Here is a 14,005-nt window from a genome sequence, read left to right as displayed (position 1 = left end):
ATAGAATGAAGCAAACAGTAGGCCGCAGAGACTTTGTCAAAACCTTGGGAATGGGCATTCCTGCAGGGTACCTGCCAATTGGAACTGTATATGGGGATTACTCTAAAGATGATGTAGAGTTCCTCCAGCGAGATAGTGCTGTATTTGATCTCTATCGACGCCTATTTAACAAGCGAATCGATTTCCTTCCAAGAATTATTGCGTTATGCAAAAACGAGAAGGGTGTTCAGCAAGCGGTGCATTACGCAAATACACACAGCCTGGACATCAATATCAAAAGTGGAGGCCATAGTTTCGAGGGTTTTTCTTTAAATAATGATGGTTTGGTTATTGATGTTTCCCTTATGAGTGGGCTGGAGCTGAGAGCGGATAATAGGTTGATAGCGGGTCCTGGAGTTAGGCTTGTTCAATTATATAGCTATTGCCTACCAAAGGGACGCCTGCTGCCATCGGGCTCTTGTGCGACAGTAGGGCTTTCAGGTATCACGCTAGGTGGGGGCTATGGGCTGTTTGCGCGGGAGTTTGGGCTGACATGTGACCACTTGAAAGGCGTGCGCCTGATAGATGCCAAGGGTATCGCCGTAGATTCAGATGAGGTTCCAGAACTGCTTTGGGCTTGTCGTGGAGGTGGTAATGGTAATTTTGGCGTGATAACGGAAATGCGTTTTGATACGGTTCCCGCACCAACAACACTTTATCAGCACCGATTTAGGTCTTATAAGCTCTCGCCGAGAGCCGCAGCTGATTTGGCAAGATTTTGGTTTGACCAGTGTGAGTTATTACCAGACCACGCCTTTTCTGCCTTTGTCTTGAACCGCAATACATTGACAGTAATGCTAACATCGACAGATCATGATCGAGTAATGACAAGGATCTTGTCAAAATTTGACCAAAGAATGGATGAAAATGCCCAGTTAAAGCCGGATCCTCTGGAGGTGGGTATTCAGTATTACTATGGCCGTTCCAATGCTATGTATTATAAGAATTTTAGTGCTGGTTATTATAGTGGCTTTAATGATATCAGTAGGTCTATAGAGGAAATTTTTACCCTCGTGGGTAAAACCCCCGGAGCGGTTTTTCAAATTAATACATTGGGGGGTGAGATAAGTCGTTTGCACCAAGAAAATGAGGGGGCCTATGTCCATAGGGACGCCAATTATTTGGGAGAAGCTCAGTGTTACTGGGAAAAACCTGCCGATGAAGTGCAAAGACTGGAGAGTATGGCTCACCTTCAAGAGTTGCTCCACAAAAGTGGTATAACTAAGCACTATGTGAATTATCCTGATATTAATATCAAGAATTATGAAAATGCCTACTATGGGGATTCCTATGACCGATTACAGCGTTTAAAAAGTGTACTTGATCCAGGTAATCGGTTTAACTATCCACAGAGTATTGAAAGAGCATAGGGCTATTTTACAAATTAAGAGTTCGAATACGGCAACATCACAGTAAAGTAAAAATTTAACTTTGATATTGCCATAACCTGAAACACCTGCTTCTAAAGTGGGATATGTTAAAAGTTGACTAAAAACTTAACATATCCCTTAAGCGGGTAGCGGGACGCCTGGCGACTTCTACTTCTTTCCCATCTACCATGGTTACAAGTAGCCCGTTACTTATCCAGGGTTGAATATCCTTAATGAAGTTAAGATTGATAATTTGTTGTCGATTTACGCGGAAAAAGGTTTCCGGGTTTAGGCGCTGTTCAACTTTAACCAGTGACTTATAGATAAAAGCCTTATCATTATCAAAGAAGACCTGTGCATGATTGCCACAGTTTTCAAAGTATCTTATACGTCCAAGCTCAATAAGCCAGCAGCGTTCGCCGTCTTTAATAAAGATTTTATTGTTAGTGTTTAAATAGGTTTCCTGGCTGGAGCTGGCAGCTGGTAAGGTATCACTTACGGCCTTATTGATAGCGCGTTCTAACTTCTCCGGATGAATTGGTTTCAGCAGGTAATCCAGAGCGTTTACTTCGAAAGCCTGAATTGCATATTCGTCGTAGGCCGTTGTAAAAATGATATTAGGGATAGAGTCTAGTTTATCCAGGATATCAAAACCGCTTCCATCCGGTAAGTTGATATCCAGAAAAATCAAATCTGGCTGTTCCTTGGAAATAAGCGTAGCGGCCTGCTCACAATCTTGGGCCTCTGCAACCAAATTAATATCTTTATAGGGCTTAAGTAATTCTCTCAATTCGTTACGTGCGAGTCGTGAGTCTTCAATGATAATGGCTTTCACTTCTTATACCGTCAGTTAAAAAGCAGAAGAGGGTATGCTACATTGGGCAACAACTAGTAAACCTTGTTGTTGTAGATTAAATGAGGCTCTATTTCCATATTGTAGAGATAGACGTTTTTTAATATTGATCAATCCAAGTCCGGTATTTTGGACTTTCCTTTCACCGGGTGTTGTTACTTCAGAGTTAAGGTTTTCTAAAGTTCCAGGATTCGTTACTGTGATCGATATATGGTCTTTCTCTTTGAAAATTTTAATCAATAGCTCACCTCCCATCCTGGATTTATCAATTCCATGGCGCACTGCATTCTCAGCAAGTAACTGTATTAAAAGTGGTGGTATTGACTCTTCCATTAAAGCCGGATCAACTTCCAGGTTGAAGCGTAGACGATCTTCATATTGTATTTTTAAGAGCTCAGCGTATTGGGATACAATTTCCAGCTCATCTCTTAAGGGTACCGTTTTCTGTTTATGAGCCACTAAAGTATAACGTAACAAGCCAGATAGGTTTGTTAGCATCTCTCTGGATTTCGCAGCGTCTTCTAGGATTAATGCGCGGATATTATTTAAGCCATTAAAAAGAAAGTGGGGGTTGAGCTGTCCCATTAGGGCACTCATTTTGACTTCATTGAGCTGCAGTTTAAGCTGTATAGCTTCCTGCTCAGCTTTGTGTAATCGATCCTTATTAACAGTTGTAATGTAAATAAAAGTCCAAGCGATCATAAGAAGGACAAGGAAAAGCCAGTTGTCAAGAACAGTTCCCCAGAAAGATGGCGGAACTGCGTATCCGGCATGGATGTAATATGCATATACAAAGCCAATGGCAATAAAGGCGCATATGAACCCAAGAGGGATTGAAGTGGTGAGGAAATATATCCACTGCTTACGCCAGCTTGTATTGATAAGATCGAAACGATATATGATTTCTCGGATGAATAAAGTGGATAAGCCAAGGCTTATTACTACAGTTGCTACTTGTATGGCATTTTTTTCAAAATTGTGCTGGGTAAGTAATCCAAGTGAAAAAGTATTCACCAAAGCGAATATTAACCAGCCACCAAAGTGGTAGGTCAAAAATTTTGCTGTTGGAGTAGGGGACTTGAGAAATTTCATAAAATTTTACATATTGGCAATGCGGCTCCTTAAGCAGGAGCCGCATTTTACTACTAAGGATTTAGGCCAAAGCGCTCGTTTAACCATGAGGACATTATCTTCAGGGCTTTTGGAGAGAAGCTTTCCTCTATTTCAGCATATTCAGAAGAGGAGCCTTTATTTGCTATTTGAAACAGGTGGTTCATCTGTTCGAGCTCGAAAGTTTGAAAGTCGGGGTGACCTGTCCTGCTTAAAACTCTATGCATATTGTTCAAGTTCATCTTCGCATTTACTTGAAAATCCAGAGAGCCATTGAGAGCCAGTAATGGGGCCTTTGTTTGCTCTAAATAGGGCTCAGGGTTGAACTTGAGAAAATACCGAAACCAAGGTGTAGAGTATTGCCTCTTTAATTGCTCAACTTCTGCCTCCAGTTCGTCATCCTGGTTTCCCTCGAGTCTGGCGCTCTTGAGGAGGAGTTGGTGAATCTCCCCGCTGATAGTTTCTTTCTCCTCTAGCTGGCTAATCAGGCTGAAAATTTCTTTGTCTAACTCGCGGAGTTTTTTGAGCTTTTGTTTATCTAAACCATTAAATTTCCTATCCTTATACCACTGATCCACGAGAAGTTGTGGTATTTTAACACCTGGACCGGCAAGCAAGATAGCAAATGCGATATCTTCACGGTTGCTGGCAACAATGGGAGCTATCATGCCTCCCTCGCTATGTCCAATTAAACCGACTTTGCCCTTGGGAAGATCGCTGCGGCTGTTGAGGTAGTCAACTGCAGCGCTGGTATCGCTGGCGAAGTCTGCGCTAGTTGCCGTAAAAAAATCCCCGGTAGACTCACCAATTCCACGGTCATCATACCTTAAGACTGCGTAACCCTGGCGTGTCAAGTAATCGGCGATTACTGCAAATGGTTTATGCCCGAATAGAGTTTCGTCCCGATCCTGGGGGCCGGAACCGCTAATAAGAACCGCAGTTGCTTTAACAGTGGATGTAGGCTTTGTCAGTGTTCCAGACAGGGTGATATTGGCAGTTTTATTTTTAAAACTAACCTCCTCGACAGCGTATGGAAAAGGAAGTTTTGGTGTCTGGGGACGGTTTTTAGGTGTATCACTAGTACCGTCAGCTGCCCTTCTAAAGTTTAGAGGCAATGATTTTCTTTGAGTGAGGGTACCAAAGATCAGGTCAACGTCATTATTGTATGCACCTTCATACTTGATATGTAAGTCTTCCACTTCGAATGCGATACTATTCGATCTTATCTCTAACGTAGACATCTCCATTCCATATTTACCTTGGGAGGGGCTATCCAATACGCCTGTCCAATCGCCATTTTCTTGGTCAATATGAATTACTACTGGTAGCGTTTCTTCGTTAGCAACCTGAAAAGTTGCTTTCCAGATACCATCGATACCTCCAGCCATGACGTAAGTGGAAGATAGGCTTGTAGCGAGGATAAGAGATTTTAATCCCAATTTAACGCTATTTATTCCAGATTGCAGAATTTGCATAAGTGTTTTGCCTGTGCTGTTTCACTGAATGAGTGGCATTCTAGGGGCGGATTTTTTTCCTGTGATAAAAGTAGGATGAGTGGCTTATATAGCTGGCGAACGGTAACAGGGAGTGGGGAAGGAACTGGATGCTCCTATCTATTCAAAAATTTGAATATCTTGTCCTAAATTCTCCAGTTGCTATTGGGTAGTACGAACTACTATCTTGTGAGAATTACTCTGTGATAGGTAGTGATTGATGCCCCTTAGAAACAACGATCATAGCTACGGCTCAATAGCCAAGTGGCTTCACTGGTCCATTGCCCTTTTATTCCTTAGCTCCTATATCAGCGTTTACTATCGACAATGGTTCACTCAAGAGGAAACCCCTGAGAACTTGGTCGCTTTGCAGTTTCACCTGTCTATTGGAGTAACCATAGGTACACTGGTTGTTCTCCGTATTTTATGGAGGTTGATGAATCCAGCACCATTACTGGAGCCCGGCTCTCGCTTGGAACATGTAGCAGCACATATTGGCCATTATGCTTTATATCTGATAATGATCATCACTCCATTGACCGGCTATCTGGGTACGGGGGTCAACACGGATTACTTCTTCTTGTTTGAAATCCCCAAGTTTGCTGATACTTGGCTCTTTGGTTCATGGGTACAGAATGGTCTTGGTATGACTTTTGAACAATTTGAGGAGCCCGTGGACTTTATCCATAAGGAGGTCTTGGGTGAGTGGCTGGTTTGGCTGCTAATCCTCGGGCATGTATTGGCCGCTTTGTATCATCACTTTATCAAGAAAGATCGAACTCTATTACGTATGACGATTGATAGAGATAGCCGGGGAAGGGGGTAGTCCCACTGAGTAGATGATTTGGGAAGTTTAGGCTGATGTCCGCCAATGGCAGAAATTGGTGCTAACTTGGCATGGAAAGATACGGGCCGATTTCCTACCCTACATGTGGAAGCTTTATCCGCCAGGTGTCCCTCTTGCAGGTTTATTGCCTGTTGGGGCAACTGTTCCTTGGTCAGCATTGGCCCCGATAAAGTCCTTTCCTTTAAGGCTCAATGGCTTTTAATGAATAAAGTTTCCATGGATTAGGTATCCGTTGGGCGAGTTGCGGATTTATGGATTGATTTTGCCCAGAGCAAGTCTGGAGCTTATGTTTTGCAGGGGGATGTATGTGGAGTTGGATCCAGATAACATCAAAAGTTACTTTGTTTGGTGCCTTGGTGATGATCACTGGCTGTGATTCAGCGGGAAGGATCTATCCCGTTGCTGAATTAGTCGGCTTTGAGGAATCAATTTGCACTTAGCTGACAACAGTGGCGGCAGGGCTATCTTCATCTCCCTGTTTTGGCAGAGCCAGGGATATCAGCGCAGTTGCCATTAAGAATATAGAAGAAATTATCAGGCAGGCTTCAATTCCTGCTATCTGAAAAATCCACCCGGACAATAGGGTTCCAAGTAGGCGCCCCATGGCGTTTGCCATATAGTAGAAGCCTACATCCATTGAAACTCCATCTTCTCGCGCATAGGAGACAATCAGATAGCTGTGTAGTGAGGAATTGATTGCGAATACGAAGGCAAAAACCATCAGCCCCGACAGGGTTGTAAGCAGGGGATGAATACCGGAGTGCAATGCCAAGGCTATTGTTGCTGGGACCATTGCCAGTGCAGCTGACCAGTATAAGGCGGTCCTGCCATCTGGGGCTTTCGGGGAAATACTGGCTGTGATTTTTGGGGCTAATGCTTGTACAGCTCCATAGCCGATTATCCAGACCGCTAGGAAAGCGCCTATCTGCCAATGCCCCCAGCCAAATTGGCTCGCCAGGAAAACTGGCAGGGCAATGACAAACCAGGTATCACGGGAAGCAAAAAGGAATAGCCGAGCGGCAGCTAAGGCGTTTACTGCTCGGCTCTTGGAAAATACGTCGCGAAAGCGCTTCTTGGCTTTAGCCTTTCCTAAATCCCTGCGAAGAAATTTCTTGCTGAGAATCCAAACCCCTGCCAGGCATATGGCCATGATCAGGATAGCACCGCGAAATCCCGCCAGAGCGAGCAGGACCCCACCCAGAAAAAATCCCAATCCCTTAAGGGCGTTCTTGGAGCCGGTAAGCAGGGCTACCCAACGGTAGAGCGGACCTTGGGCATGTGCCGGGAGCAACAACTTGATAGCACTTTTCGCACTCATCTTGTTGAGGTCCTTGGCGATGCCTGACAGGGCCTGGGCACCCATCACCCAGGGGACAGAGAGCAGATTTGAGGGTACCAGCAGCATTATTAAAGCTACTACCTGCAGCATCAACCCCATGTTCATGGTGCGGTTGAGGCCGAGGCGGGCACCCAGCCAACCTCCAACAAGGTTGGTGATCACCCCGAACAATTCATAGAAAAGAAAGAGCAATGCGATTTCCAGCGGGGCATAGCCTAATTTGTGGAAATGCATTAACACCAGCATTCGCAGGGCGCCATCGGTCAAGGTAAATGACCAATAGTTGCCAGTTACCAGCAAATACTGGCGAACTGGCGGGGGCAAAGAGGAAAGTAACTGCATCGAACTGAACTTTACCAATATTGTAATATTGCTGGCTTCTAGGTTCCCCAGATTTAATCAGCGATCCATGTTTCCGATCATCCGGGCTAGTTCCGCGGTACGATTCGCGTACCCCCACTCGTTGTCATACCAGGTATAAATTTTAACCTGGGTACCATTGATCACCATGGTCGAGAGAGCGTCGACAATGCTGGAGCGTGGGTCGGTTTTGTAATCCACCGATACCAGAGGGCGCTCCTCATAGCCGAGAATATCTTTCAGCTCTCTTTTCGAGGCGGTTTGCAGTAACAGGTTAACTTCCTCGGCAGTGGTGGGGCGTTCGACTTCGAAAACACAGTCGGTCAACGAGGCGTTTGCCAGGGGTACACGTACGGCGTGGCCATTTAACCGGCCAGTCAACTCAGGGAAAATCGCAGTTATAGCTGTGGCTGATCCTGTAGTTGTCGGGATCAGGCTGGCTCCACAAGCCCTGGCCCGGCGCAGATCTGCGTGGGGGGCATCAAGTATTGTTTGGGTATTGGTAATATCGTGAATGGTCGTGATGGAGCCATGTTTAATACCCAGGTTTTCGTGAATGACTTTCACAACTGGCGCTAGACAGTTAGTGGTACAGGAGGCGGCAGTAGCAATAGGGTGTTTGTCGGGATCGTAAATATGCTGATTCACCCCCAGGACAATATTGGGCACACCGGCCTCTTTAACAGGAGCGGAGACAAGCACCCGTTTTACGCCTTGATCAAGGTACGCTTGCAAAATTGCAGAGGTTTTCATTTTACCAGAGGCTTCAATGACAAGATCGCAGCGGCTCCAATCGGTCTTGGAGATTTCGGTATTCGCACTGCACGCTACTTTGAGGCCATCTATTTCAATAGTGTGATCAGTGGATTTCGCTGTGTTGTGCCAGCGGCCATGGACAGAGTCGAAATTCAGGAGGTGGGCCAGGGTATGGGCGTCGCCTGAGGGGTCATTAATCTGAATAAACTCTATGTCCGGCCAGTCCCATGCTGCGCGCAGTACCAATCGACCAATACGGCCAAAACCATTGATTCCGACTTTTATCGTCATCTATATTTCTCCTTGAATCCATATATATGGAAATTCATATATATACAGACAAATTTTTACAGTTAATAGGGTACTGTTAGGGCCATCAACAACACAGACTCGCACGTTCGGGCCTTTCCCCCATCTGGAACAGATTCCGTAGATCCTTGGCGATGAACTGCTGGTTTGCTTGTAAAGTGTCTTGAAGGATATTTTTTGTCCAGTCGCTTAGAGCTGGATTGATACGGTAGAAAACCCACTGTCCCTGACGCCGGTCTTGTAAAAGATCCGCGCTGCGTAAAAGGGCCAGGTGCCGGGAAATTTTCGGTTGACTAAGGCCTAGGGCAGCGGTCAACTCACACACGCAAAGCTCACCTTCATAAGCGATTAATAGAAGGGTGCGAAGGCGGGTATCGTCAGCAAGGCACTTGTAAAACTGAACTGGATTCAAAGTTTTCCCCGGGCTTCTGTCAGGCCGCTTTGGCAGTTTTGGTTTGCACCAAGGCAAACAATTTAATGCGAGTGCTTAGCTCTCTCACCGTTGTGTAAAATGGCTTGAAGCAATGGCGCGTGGCCGGGTCTTCAAAGTCCCAAGCGATTATTTTGCTATGGGTGGGCGAAGGTACATACTCTCTTTGGCTTTTGTCACACAGGGTAATCACCAGGTCAAAACTCTGGTTGGATACTTCATCCAGAGACTTGGAATACAATCCTTGTATGGGTATCCCAAAGCGTTTCAAGGCGCTGATTGCCCGAATATCCACGGGTTCTGGGCTGGTACCTGCACTGGCAACTTCGAAGAAGACCCCGGAGTGATAACGCAGTAGCGCCTCAGCAATAATCGATCGGGCTGAGTTCCCAGCACAGATAAACAAAACCCGCTTTTTCACAGCGTTGCACCTGCCAGCTTTATCTCTTTCTATTATATATGGAAAATCATATATTCAAAGAGGAAAAGAACCGGGAACAGATCCCGGTTTTCATTAGAAGGTGGTTAGAGCTTAAATTCGGCCCAAACCGGGGCGTGGTCAGAAGGGCGCTCCATAGCGCGTATATCGTAATCTACTCCAGTAGCGATGCACTTTTCCATGAGAGGGTTGCTAGCCATGATCAGGTCGATACGCAGACCACGCTTGGGATCGCGATCAAACCCGCGGCTGCGGTAATCAAACCAGCTAAACACATCGTTAGTTTCTGGATTAAGTGCACGAAAAGTGTCCACCAATCCCCATGCCTCGATTTTCTGCAGCCACTCGCGCTCCTCTGGCAGAAAGCTGCACTTGCCGTCGCGAAGCCAACGCTTGCGATTGGGCTCGCCAATACCGATGTCGAGATCACTAGGGGAAATATTCATATCTCCAATTACCAGTACTGGAGCATTGGGTTTGCAGGTGGTCTGCAAAAAGGTATCAAGGTCTGCGTAGTACTTTTGCTTGGCCGGGAATTTTACCGGATGCTCGCGGTTTTCACCCTGGGGAAAATAGCCATTAATCACTGTCAGCGGCTCCTTGCCACCGATATCAAATTTACCCATAACCATACGGCGTTGGGCATTTTCATCATCAGTGGGGAAGCCGTACTCTCGATCGACAAAGGGAAGGCGTGAGAGTAGGGCGACGCCGTAGTGGGTTTTCTGGCCAAAGTAGATCAGCTCATAGCCAAGGTCCCGGATCGCATCTACCGGAAAATCTTCATCGGTAACTTTGGTTTCCTGCAAGCCGATTATGTCCGGCTTATGGCTGTCTACCAGTGCCTCCATCTGATGCAGGCGTGTACGAATGCTGTTGACGTTAAAGGAAACGACTTTCATTTATTCCCCCAAAAATAAAAAAGGCCGGGCTTGCCCGACCTGGAGTTACTAGCGGAGCAGGCACGCAAGGCGCACCTGCTACAAATTAGAAGTTCGCTACTTGAGGCGGGGCCTTGCTGGCCTTAGTGGCTAGCCCGATAAAGTCCGCCATTATATAGCCGGCTTCATTCAAGATTGGATCTTTTTCGAGCTTGATCTCAACCGGACCACCGATAGCTGCGACATCTTCCGACTCACTTTCTTCGTAAGCTTCGAAATTCTCGTAGGGTTCAAGACCCTTCGCATTGCGGCGGCGGTTTTCCATAGAGAGCAGGCGCTGGTTTACGTTCTCACGTTCCTGTTCGCGCATTACCTCATTGAGTGATAGGTACTTCTTATCAGCGCGCTCGCTCTCAAATTCGAACTGGTCGCGCAGGAAGATAAAGTCCGGATCAGATGCCGTACGCTTGTTGTGCTTGGTCATCAAATTTGGAATCAGAGTCTTCAGGTTGAAGTACTTTGCATGAGGCACGGCATGGATGCGATCCCAGGGTAGAGCGGTATCGTAAGCGCTCTCCCCAACGCTTTCAGCGTCAATCAGCTGTGGCATGGGGATATCCGGTTTTACCCCGGCGTGTTGGGTGCTGTCACCGGATACGCGGTAAAACTTGGACTGGGTAATCTTGAGCTGTCCCTCTTTCAGAGGTGCCATGGTTTGAACCGTACCTTTACCGAACGACTGGTTGCCGACAACCAGGCCGCGGTTGTAGTCCTGGATAGCTCCGGCAAAAATCTCAGAGGCAGAAGCCGACAGGCGGTTGATCAATACCATCAGCGGGCCGCGGTACATAGCACGGGAGCGTGAGCGGTTATGCCGCGAAATTTGCTCATTGGCATGACGGATCTGCACCACCGGTCCCTGGTCAATAAACAGGTCGGTGAGCATGGTGGCTTCTTGCAGAGAGCCACCGCCGTTGTTGCGCAGGTCGAGGATAATGCCATCGACATTCTCCTCTTTCAGTTCACTCAACAGCCTGGCCACATCACGAGTGGTGCTTTTGTAGTTGGGGTCACGGCGGCGATAGGCATCAAAGTCTATATAGAAGGTCGGCAGGTTGATCACGCCAATCTTGTAGTTTTGGCTACCGTCGGAGAATTCAAACACAGCTTTCTTAGCCGCCTGATCTTCCAGCTTCACTTTGCTGCGTTTGATCAGGATGGTCTTGTGAGTGCCGTCACCGCCCGTCGGGATAGTTTCGAGACGAACAAAAGTGCCGGCCTTACCGCGGATCAGGTCAACCACATCATCCAGGCGCCAGCCTACGACATCGACCATCTCACCTTCTTTGTCCTGGCCAACACCCACGATCTTGTCGTTGGGCTTTATTTTGCCAGTGCGATCAGCCGGGCCACCTGCAACCAAGCGGGCCACCTTGGTGTACTCCTCGTCTGCCTGAAGTACAGCACCGATGCCCTCCAACGAGAGGGACATGCTCATATTGAAGTTTTCCAATGAGCGCGGGGACAGGTAATTACTGTGAGGATCATAGAGGCGTGTGAGTGAGTTCATATAGAGCTCAAATACATCATCGCTATTCTGTTGCTCGAGACGCTTCTTCTGGCCTTTATAGCGGCGCTCCAGAAGATCGCGTATCTCCTCGTCGGTTTTTCCTGTGAGACGCAGGTTCAGAACGCTGCTTTTCAGGCGTTTACGCCACAGGTCATCGGCAGCGCTGATTGATTTCGGCCATTCACTTTTCTCTCGATCAAGTTCCAGTGACTCATCGCGAGTGAAGTCAAAGTCTGGGAGGCCTTTCTCCAGTTGGGACAAAATATTGTCGAGGCGATCGCCCATGCGCAGGCGGAAGCGATTGTAAATCTCAAAGCCCGCTTTTACGTCACCAGCGCGCAACTGGTCGTCCATCCTGGTTTGCCACTCACGAAACTCATTGATGTCTGAGTTGAGGAAGTAGCTTTTGGTGGGGTCCAAAGCATCAATGTATTCATTCCAGAGGTCTTCTGACATTTCGTCTCCGACCTTTATTTTGTTGTAGTGCAGCATTTCGAGTTTGCTGACTATCTCTCTGGCGGTGCTGCCCTGGTCCTTTTCTGGGGCCAGGCGCTCGGCCTCTGCCAGAGCGGTTGTGGAAAGCAGGCCAATGACCAAGAAGCCGGAAAATAGTGCGGCGATCCGATTGGTAAGCATAGGGAGTCTCTTTATACGTCCTACTTCATAGGAGGCCAGCCTTTATGGCTTGGCGACCTATAGCTTAGGACAAGTATAAAGGCTGAAAGCTCCGAAGGGCATGAAATACCTCTATTCAGAGATGGATCCTTCCCGCTTTGGGCAGATTTAGCAAAATAGATTTCCCTTTTTCTTGTCGCGTAGGGCATTTTTTCTCAATTATGAACGACAGATATGTATGGTCATCACCATAATCACTGCTGACTTCGACCACTAAATAGTCAATCTGATCTATCTGACCGCCCGGTTGTACACCCTGAACGTCAACTGGAGTAACTCCCAGGAGGCGTCAGAAAGGAGCCGCAGGGTTGATCAGCTAATAGTCCCGCTCTGATACATCTTCTGGTGCGCGGGTGTCTAGTGGAACTGGGCACTGGGGTGTAAACCATAGTGTTGAACTGACAGCGATTGCTGTCACCCCTCTCGAGCCCCGGTTTTTGTGCACCCACAGAACTCCAGTCGATTGGCAGCTGATGAGCCATACGGCTACCCGCTGGATGGGTCTTGGTTGATCATTTTTTAGTCGGGGAGTTTGTCTGCTCTGCAGGGCGGGGGGAGGACTATTTCCTGGGGGTAGGGTGCCACCTGTCAGTCTGGTAGCCAGGGAAAATTAAGCCTTAATTTTCTATAAATTACTTTCAATATACATCGTAACTATATGAATATTATAGATTAAATAAAGTTAATGTAATTTATTAAATTAACGGGGCGCGTGAGCAGGAGAAGCCCACGCGCTAATGAAAGAGAGCCTAATGTGCTGGCTGTTTAGTCATTATGATGTGATCGATATTGTAGCCATGCTTAGTGACAGCAAGACCAAGCAGCTCATCAATAATTGACTCATCCAGCTGGGGAGATCGACTCAGTAGATAAAGGCTGCTGCGATCGGGATCACCTACCAGTGACCACTGATAATTTGGGTCCAGCTCCAATATCCAGTAGTCGCCAGTGGACTGGCCGTTAAAGAATGAGATGGCAAGTTTGCTATTGGTTTCATCAATAGGAACACCAGTGCCTTGCACGCTAATAGGGAACCCGTATTTCGGGTGCAGGATTCGACAGAAGTTGAACACGCTGATACTGCCGTCATCATTCAGCCCATAGTCCGCGGTTACAGCGGTGCATGCGGGTTGGAATATCTGGGGAAGCCTGGCAATTTCATACCACTTACCGACATACTGATGAACATCCACGTAGGGTACTGTCTCAAGCTCTGAATCTCCCTCCGCCCAAGAGAACTGAGCAGCAAAAGCCAATAGAACGATTCCCAAACCTTTTGCAAAGCCATTCATAGTTACGCTTCCTTGTTGATTGCTTGTTCAATCACTACTGCTGTAGTGCCGTAGCGACCCCCTCTTTACGGAGAGTTAACTGGAACGGATTAACTAATTTGCTAGTGGGGTGAACTTTTCACATTAAGTTCACAGATTCTTCGTAATAGGCCGAAAGAAGGATGGGAACTCAGTATTGATAGGGAGAGGGCAGGCTACTATTTACCCAGCAACAGAGAGTTTAAAAGGCTTATTGAGGTCAC

General features: G+C 47.0%; 12 protein-coding genes. 2 read left to right on the top strand and 10 right to left on the bottom strand.

All coding sequences use genetic code 11. The features are described from left to right. Positions 1-5 precede the first annotated feature (5 nt). A complete protein-coding gene (locus ABWV76_RS13505; RefSeq protein ID WP_353376234.1) occupies positions 6-1,409 on the top strand; it encodes an FAD-binding oxidoreductase in 1,404 nt (467 codons plus the stop codon). 118 nt (positions 1,410-1,527) lie between these two features. Here the strand turns inward: ABWV76_RS13505 and ABWV76_RS13500 are convergent, their stop codons facing one another. The 3 genes from ABWV76_RS13500 to ABWV76_RS13490 are packed head-to-tail and all read right to left on the bottom strand — an operon-like array spanning position 1,528 to position 4,847. After that, a complete protein-coding gene (locus ABWV76_RS13500) occupies positions 1,528-2,244 on the bottom strand; it encodes a LytR/AlgR family response regulator transcription factor (RefSeq protein ID WP_353376233.1) in 717 nt (238 codons plus the stop codon). 15 nt (positions 2,245-2,259) lie between these two features. Next, the gene (locus ABWV76_RS13495; RefSeq protein ID WP_353376232.1) at positions 2,260-3,354 is read right to left on the bottom strand and encodes a sensor histidine kinase; all 1,095 of its coding nucleotides are present in this window, start codon (positions 3,352-3,354) and stop codon (positions 2,260-2,262) included. 53 nt (positions 3,355-3,407) lie between these two features. Beyond that, positions 3,408-4,847, bottom strand: a complete 1,440-nt coding sequence (locus ABWV76_RS13490) for an alpha/beta hydrolase family protein (protein WP_353376231.1) — start codon at positions 4,845-4,847, stop codon at positions 3,408-3,410. Between the two features lie 238 nt (positions 4,848-5,085). Here ABWV76_RS13490 and ABWV76_RS13485 point away from each other — a divergent pair, with 238 nt between their 5' ends. Continuing rightward, positions 5,086-5,691, top strand: a complete 606-nt coding sequence (locus ABWV76_RS13485) for a cytochrome b (protein ID WP_353376230.1) — start codon at positions 5,086-5,088, stop codon at positions 5,689-5,691. Positions 5,692-6,148: 457 nt separating this feature from the next. Here ABWV76_RS13485 and arsJ read toward each other — a convergent pair whose 3' ends face one another. From arsJ to ABWV76_RS13450, 7 genes are all read right to left on the bottom strand, one after another. Beyond that, positions 6,149-7,393 (bottom strand): organoarsenical effux MFS transporter ArsJ, encoded by a 1,245-nt coding sequence (gene arsJ / locus ABWV76_RS13480; protein ID WP_353376229.1) that lies wholly within the window; start codon positions 7,391-7,393, stop codon positions 6,149-6,151. Between the two features lie 57 nt (positions 7,394-7,450). Next, entirely contained in the window at positions 7,451-8,458 is a 1,008-nt protein-coding gene (locus ABWV76_RS13475) for an ArsJ-associated glyceraldehyde-3-phosphate dehydrogenase (protein ID WP_282953424.1), read from the bottom strand. Positions 8,459-8,543: 85 nt separating this feature from the next. Then, the gene (locus ABWV76_RS13470; protein ID WP_020412863.1) at positions 8,544-8,888 is read right to left on the bottom strand and encodes a metalloregulator ArsR/SmtB family transcription factor; all 345 of its coding nucleotides are present in this window, start codon (positions 8,886-8,888) and stop codon (positions 8,544-8,546) included. 19 nt (positions 8,889-8,907) lie between these two features. Further along, positions 8,908-9,327: an arsenate reductase ArsC gene (locus ABWV76_RS13465; RefSeq protein WP_353376228.1), complete on the bottom strand. Its 420-nt coding sequence runs from the start codon at positions 9,325-9,327 to the stop codon at positions 8,908-8,910. A gap of 104 nt (positions 9,328-9,431) precedes the next feature. Further along, the gene (gene xthA, locus ABWV76_RS13460) at positions 9,432-10,247 is read right to left on the bottom strand and encodes an exodeoxyribonuclease III (RefSeq protein WP_020412861.1); all 816 of its coding nucleotides are present in this window, start codon (positions 10,245-10,247) and stop codon (positions 9,432-9,434) included. An 85-nt stretch (positions 10,248-10,332) separates the two neighbouring features. Beyond that, positions 10,333-12,432, bottom strand: a complete 2,100-nt coding sequence (locus ABWV76_RS13455; RefSeq protein WP_020412860.1) for a carboxy terminal-processing peptidase — start codon at positions 12,430-12,432, stop codon at positions 10,333-10,335. A 788-nt stretch (positions 12,433-13,220) separates the two neighbouring features. Next, entirely contained in the window at positions 13,221-13,763 is a 543-nt protein-coding gene (locus tag ABWV76_RS13450; protein WP_020412859.1) for a lipocalin family protein, read from the bottom strand. Positions 13,764-14,005 lie beyond the last annotated feature (242 nt).

This window comes from Microbulbifer sp. NBRC 101763, assembly GCF_040371615.1.
In the GTDB taxonomy this organism is placed as follows: Bacteria; Pseudomonadota; Gammaproteobacteria; order Pseudomonadales; family Cellvibrionaceae; genus Microbulbifer; species Microbulbifer variabilis.
This window is presented reverse-complemented; position numbering and strand designations above follow the sequence as displayed.

What these genes read in the sequence shown, in the direction of transcription:
- ABWV76_RS13495 (WP_353376232.1), bottom strand. Translation starts at nt 3,354, where the DNA reads ATGAAATTTCTCAAGTCCCCTACTCCAACAGCAAAATTTTTGACCTAC.
- ABWV76_RS13490 (WP_353376231.1), bottom strand. Translation starts at nt 4,847, where the DNA reads ATGCAAATTCTGCAATCTGGAATAAATAGCGTTAAATTGGGATTAAAA.
- arsJ (WP_353376229.1), bottom strand. Translation starts at nt 7,393, where the DNA reads ATGCAGTTACTTTCCTCTTTGCCCCCGCCAGTTCGCCAGTATTTGCTG.
- ABWV76_RS13455 (WP_020412860.1), bottom strand. Translation starts at nt 12,432, where the DNA reads ATGCTTACCAATCGGATCGCCGCACTATTTTCCGGCTTCTTGGTCATT.
- xthA (WP_020412861.1), bottom strand. Translation starts at nt 10,247, where the DNA reads ATGAAAGTCGTTTCCTTTAACGTCAACAGCATTCGTACACGCCTGCAT.
- ABWV76_RS13475 (WP_282953424.1), bottom strand. Translation starts at nt 8,458, where the DNA reads ATGACGATAAAAGTCGGAATCAATGGTTTTGGCCGTATTGGTCGATTG.
- ABWV76_RS13450 (WP_020412859.1), bottom strand. Translation starts at nt 13,763, where the DNA reads ATGAATGGCTTTGCAAAAGGTTTGGGAATCGTTCTATTGGCTTTTGCT.
- ABWV76_RS13485 (WP_353376230.1), top strand. Translation starts at nt 5,086, where the DNA reads ATGCCCCTTAGAAACAACGATCATAGCTACGGCTCAATAGCCAAGTGG.
- ABWV76_RS13505 (WP_353376234.1), top strand. Translation starts at nt 6, where the DNA reads ATGAAGCAAACAGTAGGCCGCAGAGACTTTGTCAAAACCTTGGGAATG.